Raw genomic sequence first — 14,285 nt, 5'->3', positions numbered from 1 at the left:
GTCGAGGATTCTGGATTAATCAGTCCGAATTGCAGCCAGCGACAGTAGTTTCTTAGGTTACTAGAAATACCGGACCCGCCCGTCGCGCTCGCTATATGGCTGATGTACGCCAAAACTGCCGACGGAGACCTATGCGTTCCGGAGTTGATTGGCCACGAAATTGGACAAACCCAATCAAACATGACCGTAGTAGTCGCGAGAAACGACTGCTGAGTAGGCACAGTACAGCAAGGTCCCCCAATCGAAAATCGGCAGGCCAACCTCGCGCTGTGCTGCACGAGAAAACGGTTGCATCCCTGTGCATTCATAAACGATGGCGCCGACATTCGGATCGCGTGCCACGAGTGCCTTTGTCGCTTCGACCATCTGTATTTCGCAGCCTTCGTAACGTGCGTGCAGCTCTTGCGGGCGTTTTTCCGGATCACAGAGTTTGTCGAACTCGGTCACTCCCAGCTCGTCCTGGGCTCCGCCAATGATCAGGTTGGAATTCGTATCAATACCGACGGCTTCGAGGTGGCGATTCGTCAGGAAGCGGCGTTGGGCACACAGGATCGCCACCTTCTTGCGGCTGCCGATCAGTGTCTGGGCAAATGGCACCTGTAGCAGGCTGGACGTGAACACCGGCACGCTAACGGCGTTGGCGACCTCCTGCTGGAAATAGGCAAAGTACCCACATTCTGCGGCAATGGCACGACACCCGTATCTTTCCAACCGCTTTGCGGATGCAATGATGGGCGCGCGAACTGGTGTCTTGCCCTGGTCCCAAACCAAGGTCTTGTTGCCGACGTCTGTGGCGATGTCGTACTGGATTGGAAAGGGAAACGCGCTTGGGTTTCGCACGTCACCGGGGAAGCCCGGATAGGCATCGTCCAGAAGCATGACGCCAAGGCCCATCCCATAGCCCACATGGTTCTGACGCACGTGGATATCTTTGATGCCGGGGTCACGGGGTGAATAAAACATTTAGTTAGGCCTTTTCGTGTCAGGGCATTTTGGCGGGCCAACATACAGTCGACCCGCCCCAGTCTGATCAGCTGTTGCGTTTGAGGAAGTCGACCAGCAGGGCCGAGATCTTCTCAGGCTGGTCTTCCATCGAAAAGTGGCCGCAGTCCTCGAGCACATGCAGTTCCGAGCCGGGGATGGCGTCGTTCAGCTTGTGGGCCCACGCAACCACCTGCCAGGCGTCATCCGCGCCCCAGATTAATTGGACCGGACGCTCACCGAGCTCGGCGTAGCGCGGCGCGACCTCATCGGTGTGCTTGGGGTCGTAGTGCGTAACTTGATGCTGAAAGAAACTGCCCTGGCCTACGGGACCACAGATGAAATCGAGGTAGGTTTCCATCGAGGTTTCGGCGAGACGTTTCTTGTTCTGTACTGTCGAATACAGCCAATCCCGGAAATGCTCACGGTGTTCTGCATCCGGCGCCTTGATCAGCTTCTCAAGACCCGCTTGCATCTGTTCGTGGGTGCGCTTCGAGGGCCAGCTGTCAAAGCTCACCACGTCGATCATGGTCAGCGTGCGGACACGCTCAGGGGATTGGATGCAGAACCGCTGGGCGACACCACCGCCGATGTCATGGGCGATGACATGCAGATCATCCAGTACCCAGATATCGAGCAGCCCTTCAAGGATCGGAACTTGCCCGGTGACCGAGGTGTCGATGTTAAGATCGCGTGGACGTTCCGACAGACCATACCCGAGCAGGTCGAATACGTGCACCTTGTGTCCGACCTCGACCAGCGAAGGCAGGATGTTGCGCCAGATCCAGGATGAGGACGGAGTGCCGTGGATGAGGACTACAGGTTCGCCTTCACCATGCACGCCGTGGGCGATGCGATTTCCGTTTATCACACAGTGTTGGTCCACAAGTTGGATCATGATTTTTCTCCTGCTTTGGTGGGCTGGTCGGGCAGCTATTCGGGATGATTTCAAGGAAAGGGAGCGCAGGACCGGTCAGACGCTCCAGGCAAAGATGCCGTAGGCGCCGGCGGCAATGTAGAAGCCCTGCATCGTCGTCCAGCCCCACATCCGCTTGCGCACCGCAAGGGTGAAAAGAAGGAGCGCCGACAACAGGAAAAACACGAAGGAAAGCACCTCGTATCCAGTGTTGGAGGCGATGAGCAGGGAATAGGCGATGGACAAAAAAGGCTCCACCCCACTCAAGCGATTTGTTTGCATCGGTTGTCATGTTTCAATCCGTTTTATGACTTTCCCTGATTGTAATTTCAGAGCAATCAATCTAACAAATGAATGATTGTCATGAATCTATAATATATACGAATGGAGTCATGCCATGGCTGAACGGCTGGAAATAGATGGCCTGCGGGCGCTTCTGGCGATCTCGTCTCATGGGGGCGTCACCCGCGCGGCCGAACATCTTGCATTGTCCCAACCGGCGGTCAGCCACAAGATCAGGCGGCTGGAAAAGGTGCTGGATTGCGATCTTCTGGCGCGCCGCGCGGGCGGACCGCTGTTCACCGAGGCGGGTGAGCGGTTGCTGGGATATGCACAGCGCATGATGGATCTGCATGACGAGGCGCTGGCGGCATTAGGTAAGAAACCACTCAAGGGTATGATCCAATTGGGCATGACCGAAGACACAACGGGCGGCGATGTGGCCCGTATTTTGGGCCGCTTCACCCGGCTACACCCGGAAACCCAAGTGCGCACACGGATCAGCCAGAGCCTGACCCTCGCAGATTGGTTGGAGGCCGGTGAAATCGACGTCGCAGTCATGCAGGTCTTCAGCCGCGATGTGCTTCCTGACGATCTGGTTCTCTATGAAGACCAGTTGCATTGGATCAAATCGCATGACCTTCCATTGGACCTGTCGGTCCCGGTGCCGTTTCTCGCCTTTGACAGCAACTGTTTCTACAAACATTGGGCCAGTGCCGAAGGGGCGCGGGGTGGGCAACGGTTTGAAACGGTCTTCGAATGCCCCAGTGCGGCGGGCATCCTATCGTCCGTGCGCTCGGGGTTAGGGGTCGCGCTGATGAACGGGCTGCACCTGTCGCCTGATCTGGAGGTTGTCGAAGATATGTTCCCCGAGCCGCCTTCCATCGCCTATGTCGTGCGAACTCGCCCCAAGAACCGGAATGATGCAGTCAAGGCGCTCATCCAGGAAATCTCTCGACAGGTTAGAAATGCAATTCCCCTACGCGTTGCTTGATGAACCGGCCCTGGCCTCTATCGAAGTACAAGCAGCCCAAATTCTCGATGAAATAGGGGTAGAGTTGCAGGGAGATCCCGGCAGCCTCGACGCTATGGCGTCGGTCGGGGCGCGGATTGACGGGGAGCGCGTGCGTATCGACGCTGACCGTCTGCGCGATCTGATTGCAGATGCGCCCGCATCCTTTATCTGGCAAGGGAAAACTGAAGCGGCTTCAGTAACGGTCGGAGGCGACCGCCAGGTGGTCGTCCCCTTCTATGGCCCGCCGAATGTCCGGCACGCGGACGACAGCCTCCGCCGAGGCACCCTCGAGGACTACCGCGAACTCGTGCGCCTGTGCGATGCTTCGCCGGCAATCGACAGCACCGGCTTTCAGCTTTGCATCGCCCACGACGGGGACGCGCTCGTGCCCTACATGGAGCTCGCCCGCGCCCACCTGGAGCTTTCGGATAAGCCGATGATGGGCACCGTCCTGTCCGAAGACGCCCTGCGCGAGGTTGCCAACGCGGCTGGGGTCAAGGATACGGTCGAAGACTGTCGGTTGCTTCATCTGATCAACCTGACGCCCCCGTTGGTCTTTCAGGCCAATCCTTTGCGCTGCCTGCGTGCGTCGGCCGAATTGGGGCAGGCCAGCCTCGTTGCCTCTTACATGATGATGGGCGCCACGGCGCCGGTGACCGTTGCCGGGGCGCTGGCGCAGGGGCTTGCGGAAATCATGGTTGGTCTGGCTTTGACGCAAGTCTATCGCCCCGGGGCACCGGTAGTGGGCGGGATCTTCGCACCCCCGTTTTCGATGCAGTTCATGGGTCCGATCTTTGGAACACCAGAATCTCACCTGGCCCAATTGGCAAGTTGCCAGTTGGTGCGCCGACTTGGGGTCCCCTGCCGTGGCGACGGTTTGGTCACGTCGTCCAAGATCAATGACGCTCAGGCCGGATATGAAGGCGCCAGCGCTTTCGGAGCATCTTTGGCCGGAGGAGCCGACCTGATCTTGCACGCAGCGGGTTGGCTGGAGTTTGGCCGGACCGTCGGTGTTGATAAGTTCGCTTCTGATGAGGCGATCCTGCAGGCGCAGCTCTCAAATCTCCAAAGCTGCCATTCATCGGGATGTTTCCAAACGATGGCTGTAGGCCGTTAGTTAAACTTTACAAAACCTGGTGTCTGCGCGTTACAGACCTTCGCGAGAATCCAAGTAAAAGGCCTCATGGAACCCAAAGTCCCTTAGGGAGACCCTTTGCGGGATTGAGCAACACAAATGGCCGTAACCGCAACGACTTCGCTAAAACTGATTGAATTCATCGCAATGGCAGACAGCCGCGCAGCGCAAAAGCTATGGGCAAACTACGCAGACATATGGGTGCGCATAAATTTGCACGATTTGCGAAAAGCGTTGCATGAATAGTCACAGCGCATGGATGTCGAACGGATCGGAAAAACCTTTGATCCTAGTGCCGACAAATGTCTCCAGCACATTAGCCATTTCCAAGAGATCACAGGTTTCTTGATCAACCAGAATTCGACTTCCAGTTTTCTGCGTTTCTGCTTCCAGGCGAGCAGCAAGGTTTACGGTCGATCCGATACAAGTATACGTCGCCCTGTTGTCTGTACCGGCATAACCAGCGACGACTTCTCCAGTCGCTATTCCGATACCGATTTTTAGGTCACTCTTCCCTTCTGAGCGCCGTTCGAGATTTAATATCTCAATCATGTTGTGCATTTCATGCCCTGACGCCACTGCACTTTGCGCGGAGTTGGACAGCGGCTGCGGAACTCCGAAAAGGGCCATCAAACCGTCTCCCAACATCAGGCTGACAATCCCGCCATTGCTGGCAACAGCCTCGAACATCAACGTGTAGAAGGTGTTGAGCAGGTCGATTGTTTCCTCGGGAGCGAGATCTTCCGATAGGGTCGTGAAGCCGCGAATATCACAGAAGAGTACCGAAGCGTTGGCACGTTTGCCGCCTATCGCAAAGCCAGATTCTTGCAGGTCTTGTGCAACCTCTGTTGTCGCAAAGCGCTCTAGCAGCCGCTTTTGTTCGTCCCTGAGTCTTTTCTTTTCAAGGCCGCTGGAGACGCGCGCACCGAGAAGTGTCTTGTTGACTGGTTTTGGCAGGTAGTCTTCAGCGCCCAATTCAATGCACCGCACGACATTGTCCAGACCCTCAACAGAAGACGTTACAATTACCGGCAGATCGCGCAGGTCGGTGTCGGATTTGACGGCTTCCAAAACCTGAAAGCCGTCCATTTCCGGCATTTCGATATCCAGTAGAAGCAAGTCAAACGGCTGGCTAGACAGCATCTCCATAGCAACCCGGCCGTTTTCCGCGACCGATGCTTGGTGACCCAAAAGCTCTACGCTGCGCGACAAAAGCAAGCGGTTCACCTTGTTGTCGTCGACGATGAGCAAATGGCCGGGAGCGTCAGTCATCAATCAGACTCCGTAAAGCCGTGGCCGCAGTGGTGAGGGCTGTCTCCAACGCCGTCGCATCTTTTAGGTCTCCAGCCTCGGGCAGTTCTCCAAGCTCAACTTTCTTGGCCAGTTCGGCAAGAGCCGTCGCACCAAATGTGTTGGCGTTTGACTTGATAGAATGCGCAGCACGCCGGTAACGGTCGGCATCGGCCGCAGCCGCAGCCGCTTTCAATTCGTCAATCATGCCGGGCGCTTCGTCGAGAAAGGTGTTCACAAGTTCGGCTGCAAATTCTTCGCCTGTGGCGTCTTTAAGCTCTGCCAAGATTTCATGATCAATTGGGCTGTCTGTCATGGATCACCTTCTTATTCTTGGGGAATTTAACAGGGCTTCGACAAGGGCAGGTACGCGGATCGGTTTGGTGATATAGTCGTCCATCCCTGCATCCAGGCACATCTCACGGTCCCCCTGCATTGCGTTCGCGGTCATCGCGATAATGCGAGGACGACTTCCATCCGAATGCGCTTTGTTGATGCGGCGAGACGCTTCAAGACCATCCATCTCGGGCATTTGCACATCCATGAATACGACATCGTATGTTTGCCGGTTGACGCTTTCGACTGCTTCAACACCGTTGCTGGCCAGATCAGCGCGATAGCCCATCTGCTCTAGCAGTCGCAGCGCAAGTTTCTGGTTCACCAAGTTATCTTCGGCCAGCAAAATCCGTAACGGATGTCGCGTCGCCAGATCCGGATCTGTTTGAGGTTTGTCCTGTGGCTTGGACGGCTTTACTCGCACCTTTTCAGTCGCGAACAGTGTGACCAGGGTGTCGAACAGGTGGGATTGGCGCAAGGGTTTGGCGAGGTTGGCAGCAAAGAGCCCATCCTCCAGATCTGCTTCACGCGGACCAAGTGAACTGAAAAGGATTAGCGGCAAACCCGGCTTCTTGACGCAAAACTTTTTAGCAAGCTCTTCTCCATCAATTTCGGGCATATGCATGTCGAGAATAGCCAAATCGAACTCGACGCCTTCTTCTAGTATGCTCAGCGCCTCGAACGGAGACTCACAGGTCGTGGTCTGCGTGCCCCATTTCTCGGTTTGAAGAGACAGGATTTTACGATTGGTGGCATTGTCGTCCACCATCAAAATTCGTTTGCCTTCGAGTTCAGGCTGAACGCCGACAAGACTGCGAGAAGACGACTTAACGGGTTTCGCAGGTTTTGCCTGAATCTTGAAAATGAAGGTGGAACCGCTCCCCTCGCCATCGCTTTCAGCCCACATGGTCCCACCCATAAGTTCGGCGAGGCGTTTCGAGATCGCAAGACCCAGACCAGTGCCGCCATATTTCCTGGTCGTTGAACTATCTGCCTGACTGAAAGACTGAAATAGTCGACTCATGCCTTTTTTGGACAGGCCGATTCCGGTGTCTCGGACTTTAAACGTCAGTTCGAGCATTCCCTGTACCTTGGAAGATTGCTCAACAGACAGAACTACTTCGCCGCTTTCGGTAAACTTCACGGCGTTGGAAAGAAGGTTTAGCAGAATCTGCCGTAATCTCGTTAAATCGGCGCTAATCGCCAGCGGCAGCGCGTCATCGAACTCATAGGCCAAATCGAGTTGTTTCTCGGCAGCCTTGCCGCTGATTAAATCGAGTGCGCTTTCTACGCACTCGCGCAGGTCAAACGGATGGTTTTCGATATCCATCTGTCCGGCCTCAATTTTCGAGAAGTCTAGGATCTCGTTGATGATCCCCAAAAGCGCATCGCCGCTATCGCGGATCGTATTGGCATAGTCACTTTGTTCTGCATCCAACTCTGTGTCCATCAACAGCCCGCTCATCCCGATAACGGCATTCATGGGGGTTCGAATTTCGTGGGACATCGTCGCCAGGAAGGCGCTTTTTGCTTCGTTTGCTTCCTCAGCAACTTTTCGCGCCTCTTCAGCCTCGCGGAATAGACGAACATTCTCGATGGCAATTACCGCCTGGTCTGCAAACGAGTAGGCGAGGTCGATCTCATCTTTGGTAAAGGCGCCAGCTGTTTTCCGAGCGAACACCAATACACCCAGACACGCCTTGCCTTTTATTAGTGGCAGCAACAGAGCCGCGCGAACGCCATGCCGGTCATACGTAATCTGCTCGAACGGCGAGAGTTCGAGCGTATCCCAATCCGGAAGGTGGAGCATCTTCTTCTCATGAAGAACCTGCGCGGGAAAGCTGGACATTGGATCCGGGTCGATAGGGAAACTTTGGTTTCCTTCAAGGGTGGCAACACCGTCTGCACTCACCCGCGCGAGCACCTCGAACGTGTTACCTTGAGCGGTCATGGCCGCAACCATATCAGAGGAAACCAACCGCACACCTGCTTCTGCGATTGCTTCGAAGACTGGCTTGATGTCGTCAGGAGACTGGCTGATCACCCGTAGAACGTCCGCACTCGCAGTCTGACGTGCCAGGGAAGCTTGCGTTTCATTAAACAGGCGAACGTTTTCCAGCGCGATGATGGCCTGATCGGCGAAGGACTCGGCGATGGCGACTTCATCTTCGCTGAAAATTTTGGCAGTTTTTCGGATGAACACCAAGGCACCGAAGCATTCCGTCCCGCGCATCAGAGGCACTGTCAGCGAAGACTTGAATCCTTTCCTGCGGATGATCTCTTGATCGCGTGGGGGTAGCTCATCGTAACGCCATTCGGGCAAATGCAAGGTCTTGCCGCTCTTGATTGCCCTTGAGGGCAAATTGTCTTCGGGATCAATTGGCAGGCGCTCGTTCCATGTGATTTCTTCGACACCATCAGGTGTCGCAGCAGCGATCTGCCAAAGTTCAGTCTTGTTCGCCTGAATAGCAATCGACAGGTCGCAATCTATGAGGGTCGTTGCCAGTCCGACAATCTTTTCAAAAACCGGTTTGGTATCTGTTGGGGACTCAGAGATTACTCTTAAGACATCCGCGCTTGCGGTTTGGCGCGCGAGGGCGGTCTGCGTTTCGTTGAAGAGTTGCGAGTTCTGAATTGCGATTATCGCCTGCGACGCGAAGGTCTCCATTTGCTTGATTTGTTTTTCGTCAAAAGCGGCCGCCGTTCGGCTCCCCATGCTGATAACGCCAATTGTGTCACCATCACGGATCAGTGGCACGGAAAGAACGGATCGATAGCCTTCGAGATTGGACTTGAGCAGCGGATCATAATTGGGGTCAGCTTGAGTGTCCTCAACATAGTCAGCCCTTCCATGCAAAAGCGCACGTGCTGTGGCTGATGTTTCCCCGGGTTCAAACGGATGCACCTTTAGAAAATCCGCGAATTTGGCCGATACATTGTGTCCGGCAAAATAATGGTACTTTCCATCTTCGGGTGTCTTAAGCGCCACGAAGGCATCCTGTAGGCGGCAAATGCGGGACGAAACGGCCAGCAATGCTTCCAGTACAGGCTCTAGCGCGTCAGGAGACCGGGAAATAACTTCGAGTACTTCGTTTGTGGCTTTTTGGTACTCTAACGATTCCTCAATTTCCGCCGTTCGGGCTGTCACCTCGTCGAAGAGGTGCGCATTTCCAAGCGCTATGACCGCTTGCGAGGCGAAGGTTTCAACCAAAGCTATCTGCTTGTCTGAAAACGCCCCAATTTTCGAATGAGCAAGTGAAATCACACCCAGCGTGACTTCATCCTTGACCAGCGGAACCCCTAAAGCTGAACGAAATCCGGCATCCAGTGCTTCTTCTTTCCAGGCATAATCCGGGTCGTGCTCAAAATCTTCAATGTACACCGTTTTGCCTGTTAGCGCGACGCGTCCCGTGGTTGTGCCCTTGTCTGGTACAAACACCTGACGGTTTATAATGTCGTTGTGTGCCGCGGCGGAATTGTGGGTCGCAGCAACGTCATAAATTCCGGTTTCTTCGTTTAGAAGTGCGACGTAAGACGCTTCGGGTTTGCAGATGCGAACCGCCACTTGCAAAATAGCTTTGAGAACTGGATCAAGTTCATTTGGCGAGCGTGAGATCACTCCCAGCACTTCAGACGTGGCCGTTTGATAGTCGAGCGCTTCTTCAACTTCCGCGGTGCGTGCCTGCACTTCTCTGAACAACCGGGTGTTGTTTATGGCTATCACAGCCTGGGATGCGAATGTCTCTAACAGGTTGACCTGTTTTTCACTAAACGCCCCGGGCTTCCGGTGGGCCATGACAATAACACCAACGGTCACGCCATCGCTGACTAAGGGAACGCCGAGGGTGGTGAGGTAATCACCGATCTCCGCCGCCACCTTCCATGTGTAAGTTGGATCCTTACTCGTATCTTTTATGTAAACAGTCTTGCCGTGAAGAGCCGTGCGGCCGATGCACGAGCCTTCCTCTGGAGCAATGGGGTTGTCTGACAAATAGTTAAGAAACGCATCGCTCACGTTGTGGGACATGGCCACACGGTACAACCCATCGTCAGCATCCCGCATTGCGAAGAATGCATACTCTGGGTCGCAGATACGTGAGGAAACTTCCAGGATTGCATCCAGCACACGTGGAAGATCGTTGGGCGAGCGAGAGATGACATCTAAAACCTCTGACGTGGCAGTCTGGTATTCTAGTGACTGCACGACTTCGGCAGTGCGTTCCTCTACTTCCCGGAACAGGTTGGCATTCGTAATGGCGATAGTGGCTTGGTCGGCAAAGGTTTCTAATAACTGAATCTGTTTGGTGGAAAATCCCGAAACCTCGATTGATCCGACCGAAATCACACCTACGACCTCGCCATTCTTAACCAATGGGACCCCGAGCACGGACCGATATTCCCCGACGCCGCTGTCTTTTATCCAAGTATAAGAGGTCTCGGTTTCAATATCTTCGATATAGACAGTGCGTTTCGACAGAATGGCTCGCCCGCTTACACCGCTTTCATCAGGCGAAATAGGGTGCGCTCTGACATAATCGGCAAAGGTCGTGTCCTGCGTGAGTATCGCATGAACATGAAAAAGCTGATCGTCGGGGTTCAGCATCGCAACATAAGCATCCTGCAATTCGCAGATGCGAGAAGCTTCTTTGAGGATAGCGTCGAGAACAGGGGCCAACTCATTTGGTGACGCCGAAATCACCCGCAGCACTTCAGATGTAGAGGTCTGGTATTCCAACGCCTGCGTCACTTCCGCCGTGCGATCCTGGACTTCGCGGAACTGGCGGACGTTCTCCATTGCGATCACGGCTTGAGCCGCGAAGGTTTGAACCAGTGCCACGTCGTCGTCTGAGAAAGGTGCAACTTCACGGCGGTATAGGACAATTACACCGAGACCCACGCCATCCTTCATCAACGGAACTGCCAGAACCGAGCGGGCTCCTTCAATCTCAACCATCTGAACCCGTTTCGGGTCACGATCCCGGAAGTACAGGGGATCGTCCGCGATATCGTCCTGGCGAATGACCTCGCCATCGATCATTGGTTTGATCGCAATTAATTCCGTGCGTGTCAGCGGCTCGACGAAGTTTTTGAGCGCTTCGTCAAAGTCGGTTCTTGCGCCGATATTGGCCGGGATCGTTGCGAGCCCGCGTTCATTATCAGCGACACATAAAAACGCGAGCGGGGCTTTGCACAAACGGCTGGAGTTTTCGAGAATGCTTTGGAACACAGGTCTTTCGTCGTCGCGGCTACGGCTGATGACCTCGAGGATTTCTCGCGATGCTTTTTCACGCTCCAGTCGTTCCTGAACCTCTCGAAACTGGCGCGTGTTTTCTATCGCTATGACTGCGTGTTTGGCGAACTCTTCGATGAATTGCACGTCGGGATCAGAAAACGGGCGCACTTCGCGCCGGCTAACCGCAATAGCACCTATCGCCTGTTCCCCCTGCATCAGGGGCACAACGACCCGTGACCTGATGCCTTCGACCTCGACCATTGTAACAGCAGTAGGATCACCCGAGCGGTAGAACTCTGTGTCGGCGATGTCCTCGACGCGTACAACCTTGCAATTTCGTATCGCAGCCGCCGCCGTGACCGACCCATCAAGAGGCCACTCTTCCCCCAATTCGACGTCGGTCCTATCATGCCCCCATGCACCGGCCAATTGAATGTGGGTTCCCGCAGCGTTGACCAAAACCAGCGCCGCCTGATCTGCGTCACAGATTTCAGTGGCCTGCTGAAGCACGGCTTCAAAGACTCGTGCGTCATTGTCCCGGCTTTTGCTGATAACACTTAGAACCTCCTGCGTCGCCGCTTGGCGTTCTAGCTGAGTGTGCAGCTCTTTCATTTGACGTGTGTTATCGAGGGCAATGACGGCTTGCGCGGCAAAGCTCTCGACCAAAGAAATCTCGTCATCGTAAAAGGGTCGCACTTCGCGCCGGTAGATCCCGATGACACCTACGGGGTCACCATTTGCTGACATCAAAGGAACCGTTAGAAACGAACGAACACCTTCCTCATCAACCAGTTGCCGGCGCCAGGGATCCCCGTTGATGTAGTGTTCTGTCTCGCGCAAATCGACGTTGTGAATGACGCGCGCTTCCCGCACGGACTCGGCAATTTGTAAATTTGAGTCCAGAGACCAGCGATCCACGCCGACCTTATATGTCGCCAATTGATCACCAAAATGGGCGGCGTATTCCAAATGCGTTCCTGCCTCATTTAGCAGGCTCAACGTGGCCACATCTGTTTCGCAAAGCCGGGCCGTGTTTTCCAAGATCGTCTTAAATACCGGCGCTTCATCATCCCGAGACCGACTGATCGTCTCCAGAACATCACGCGTGGCACCTTCACGCGCCAGACGCACCTGCAACTCACTAAACTGGCGAACATTTTCAATTGCGATGACCGCTTGCGCGGCGAAAGTTTCAACCAGCTGGACCTGATCGTCGGAATAAGGTCGCACCTCATCCCGTGCCAACATCAGGCATCCGATTGCACTGCCACCCACTTTCAATGGAACAAAGAGATTGCTCCGGCACCCATGCGTGTCGACAATGAGCTTAAAGCGCTCATCGCCCGATTTGTGATAATCGGTGTCGCCCATATCGACAACACGTTTTGTCTTACCGCTGAGAATAGTGTCAGTCACAATGGAGTTGCCTGGCTCCATCGTGTATTTGCCATCGAGCCAGAGCTGTTGAATATCCGGGTGTAAATTGACGCTTGCAACCAGTTGCTGACGAGCATCCCCTTCTTGCCCGAGCACCAGACCGGCAAAAAAGGCATCACACAGATCTTTTGCCAGCGTTACAATCAGGTCGCATACTGGCTGGATGTCATCCTTGGTCTCGGAGATCGCTTGCATAACCCGCGCGGTGGCTTCGAACCGAGCCTGCTGATCATCCGCGCTGAGCCCAGAGCTTTGCGCAGATGACGACGCTGAGTCAGCAGTCTCTGTTGATGCCTTCTTTCCACCCACCTGCGTTCGTGCCCCCACGCAAACTAATGAAACACACAAGACCGGAGTTTAGAGGGCATACGATAGAAGTCACAGTGTTTCTTTCTGGACAGTATCCGCGACTGAGCAGCCTCTTCTGCCTAGTGCATTTTTTTCCCGTTAGGATAGCTACGATAATGTGAGCGAATTCCACCAATAGGTATAATAATTTAGTACCCGAGGGACAGTTGCGGTCCTTTGATTCAAGACCATTTGCGTTGCATACCATTTTGGTCGCGTCGAAATCGGGTGCGGCTACAGCAAACCTCCTCTGTTATTGAATATCAATTTTTGCGGGCCTTAAGATTCGGGTATCGGCGTTGGTTTATCGACGCCTGAGGGCTCTATTTAGGATCTCCAAAAAGGTAGGAAGGCTTAGGTATGAAGCGGGTCGCCTCGGTATTGGTTGCATTTTTGCTGGCGGGATGCGTTTCGACCGTGCCTCCGCCATCGGCACCTATCCCAAATCCCGGTCGCACGAGCGCCCAGGTAAATTCACAACAGGCACAAGCTAGATTTCGGCAGGTTGCCTCTCGAATTGAGCCCGTTGCTGAAAACGAGTGTCGCCGCCAAACTCGGGGCGTGAATTGCGATTTTTTGATCCGCATCGATCCAAACAAAAATGCGCCCTCAAACGCGTACCAGAGTTTAAGCAAGTCAGGACGCCCTGTCATAACAATGACCCAAGCGTTGACACGAGATGTGAACAATGCCGATGAGCTTGCGTTTGTTATGGCGCATGAAGCCGCTCATCACATTCAAGGGCATTTGGCCCAACAGGCCCAAAATACAGCGGCTGGTGCGGTACTTTTGGCAGGTCTGGCGACAATTGCGGGGACTGGGCCGAATGACATTGCCGCAGCACAAGATCTCGGAGCCTTTGTGGGCAGTCGCAGCTATTCAAAAAACTTTGAATTGGAAGCTGATCGACTAGGCACGGTGATAGCCTACAAAGCTGGCTATGATCCACTCAATGGTGCGCTTTACTTTGCGCGCGTTCCTGATCCCGGTGATCGTTTTCTAGGGACGCATCCTCCCAACGCACAAAGATACTATGCGGTGCAGGATACAATGGCTCAGATCAGTCGCTAAACATTTTGAGTTCCGGTCTTCACGGGGTCGCAAAGCCTGATCGCGGCTAAAGAGAGCTTCGAACCCGGGTAAATGCGACGTTCTCTGGGTCGCCCCGCTGACACTCGCCTTGATGCACTCGCGCACAAATGCTGCGCCAGCAATAAGTAATCGTGCATGAGAGCGCCTTTATGCGCAAAACGGTCACTCTTGGAAAGTCGGGATTTCCCCGCCGAACCCAATTCACTTGGGTTACTTAATAGGC

At 54.4% G+C, this 14,285-nt stretch carries 9 protein-coding genes; 3 read left to right on the top strand and 6 right to left on the bottom strand.

Annotation, left to right across the window (positions count from 1 at the left end; translation table 11 throughout):
• Nucleotides 1-174 precede the first annotated feature (174 nt).
• The 3 genes from ACRZ95_RS12520 to ACRZ95_RS12510 form a co-directional block, all read right to left on the bottom strand.
• Nucleotides 175-963, bottom strand: coding sequence for an aspartate/glutamate racemase family protein (locus tag ACRZ95_RS12520; protein WP_170679098.1), 789 nt, complete (start codon nt 961-963; stop codon nt 175-177).
• 67 nt (nt 964-1,030) lie between these two features.
• Nucleotides 1,031-1,879, bottom strand: coding sequence for an alpha/beta fold hydrolase (locus tag ACRZ95_RS12515; RefSeq protein WP_170679101.1), 849 nt, complete (start codon nt 1,877-1,879; stop codon nt 1,031-1,033).
• A gap of 75 nt (nt 1,880-1,954) precedes the next feature.
• The gene (locus ACRZ95_RS12510; protein WP_170679103.1) at nt 1,955-2,143 is read right to left on the bottom strand and encodes a hypothetical protein; all 189 of its coding nucleotides are present in this window, start codon (nt 2,141-2,143) and stop codon (nt 1,955-1,957) included.
• Nucleotides 2,144-2,294: 151 nt separating this feature from the next.
• Between ACRZ95_RS12510 and ACRZ95_RS12505 the strand changes: the two genes are divergently transcribed.
• Together ACRZ95_RS12505 and ACRZ95_RS12500 are read left to right on the top strand one after the other, a co-directional pair.
• Nucleotides 2,295-3,170, top strand: coding sequence for a LysR family transcriptional regulator (locus ACRZ95_RS12505; RefSeq protein WP_170679105.1), 876 nt, complete (start codon nt 2,295-2,297; stop codon nt 3,168-3,170).
• Nucleotides 3,145-4,308, top strand: coding sequence for a trimethylamine methyltransferase family protein (locus tag ACRZ95_RS12500; RefSeq protein WP_170679107.1), 1,164 nt, complete (start codon nt 3,145-3,147; stop codon nt 4,306-4,308). Before ACRZ95_RS12505 ends, ACRZ95_RS12500 begins: the two co-directional genes overlap by 26 nt.
• Before the next feature lie 264 nt (nt 4,309-4,572).
• Here ACRZ95_RS12500 and ACRZ95_RS12495 read toward each other — a convergent pair whose 3' ends face one another.
• Genes ACRZ95_RS12495 through ACRZ95_RS12485 form a run of 3 tightly spaced genes read right to left on the bottom strand, consistent with a single transcriptional unit; the run spans nt 4,573 to nt 12,931 of the window.
• Nucleotides 4,573-5,598 carry a response regulator gene (locus ACRZ95_RS12495; RefSeq protein WP_170679109.1) on the bottom strand — a complete coding sequence of 342 codons (1,026 nt, stop codon included), beginning with the start codon at nt 5,596-5,598 and terminating at the stop codon, nt 4,573-4,575.
• Complete coding sequence (locus ACRZ95_RS12490; protein ID WP_170380064.1) at nt 5,591-5,932, bottom strand: Hpt domain-containing protein; 342 nt, start codon at nt 5,930-5,932, stop codon at nt 5,591-5,593. Before ACRZ95_RS12490 ends, ACRZ95_RS12495 begins: the two co-directional genes overlap by 8 nt.
• A gap of 3 nt (nt 5,933-5,935) precedes the next feature.
• A complete protein-coding gene (locus ACRZ95_RS12485; protein ID WP_170679111.1) occupies nt 5,936-12,931 on the bottom strand; it encodes a GAF domain-containing protein in 6,996 nt (2,331 codons plus the stop codon).
• 399 nt (nt 12,932-13,330) lie between these two features.
• Between ACRZ95_RS12485 and ACRZ95_RS12480 the strand changes: the two genes are divergently transcribed.
• The gene (locus ACRZ95_RS12480) at nt 13,331-14,041 is read left to right on the top strand and encodes a M48 family metalloprotease (RefSeq protein ID WP_170679113.1); all 711 of its coding nucleotides are present in this window, start codon (nt 13,331-13,333) and stop codon (nt 14,039-14,041) included.
• The last annotated feature ends 244 nt before the right edge of the window (nt 14,042-14,285 follow it).

The sequence above is a fragment of the Ruegeria sp. AI3 genome, assembly GCF_056541245.1.
This window is presented reverse-complemented; position numbering and strand designations above follow the sequence as displayed.

Coding starts and splice junctions, on each gene's coding strand:
- ACRZ95_RS12505 (WP_170679105.1), top strand. CDS start 2,295: ATGGCTGAACGGCTGGAAATAGATGGCCTGCGGGCGCTTCTGGCGATC.
- ACRZ95_RS12515 (WP_170679101.1), bottom strand. CDS start 1,879: ATGATCCAACTTGTGGACCAACACTGTGTGATAAACGGAAATCGCATC.
- ACRZ95_RS12520 (WP_170679098.1), bottom strand. CDS start 963: ATGTTTTATTCACCCCGTGACCCCGGCATCAAAGATATCCACGTGCGT.
- ACRZ95_RS12480 (WP_170679113.1), top strand. CDS start 13,331: ATGAAGCGGGTCGCCTCGGTATTGGTTGCATTTTTGCTGGCGGGATGC.
- ACRZ95_RS12500 (WP_170679107.1), top strand. CDS start 3,145: ATGCAATTCCCCTACGCGTTGCTTGATGAACCGGCCCTGGCCTCTATC.
- ACRZ95_RS12495 (WP_170679109.1), bottom strand. CDS start 5,598: ATGACTGACGCTCCCGGCCATTTGCTCATCGTCGACGACAACAAGGTG.
- ACRZ95_RS12490 (WP_170380064.1), bottom strand. CDS start 5,932: ATGACAGACAGCCCAATTGATCATGAAATCTTGGCAGAGCTTAAAGAC.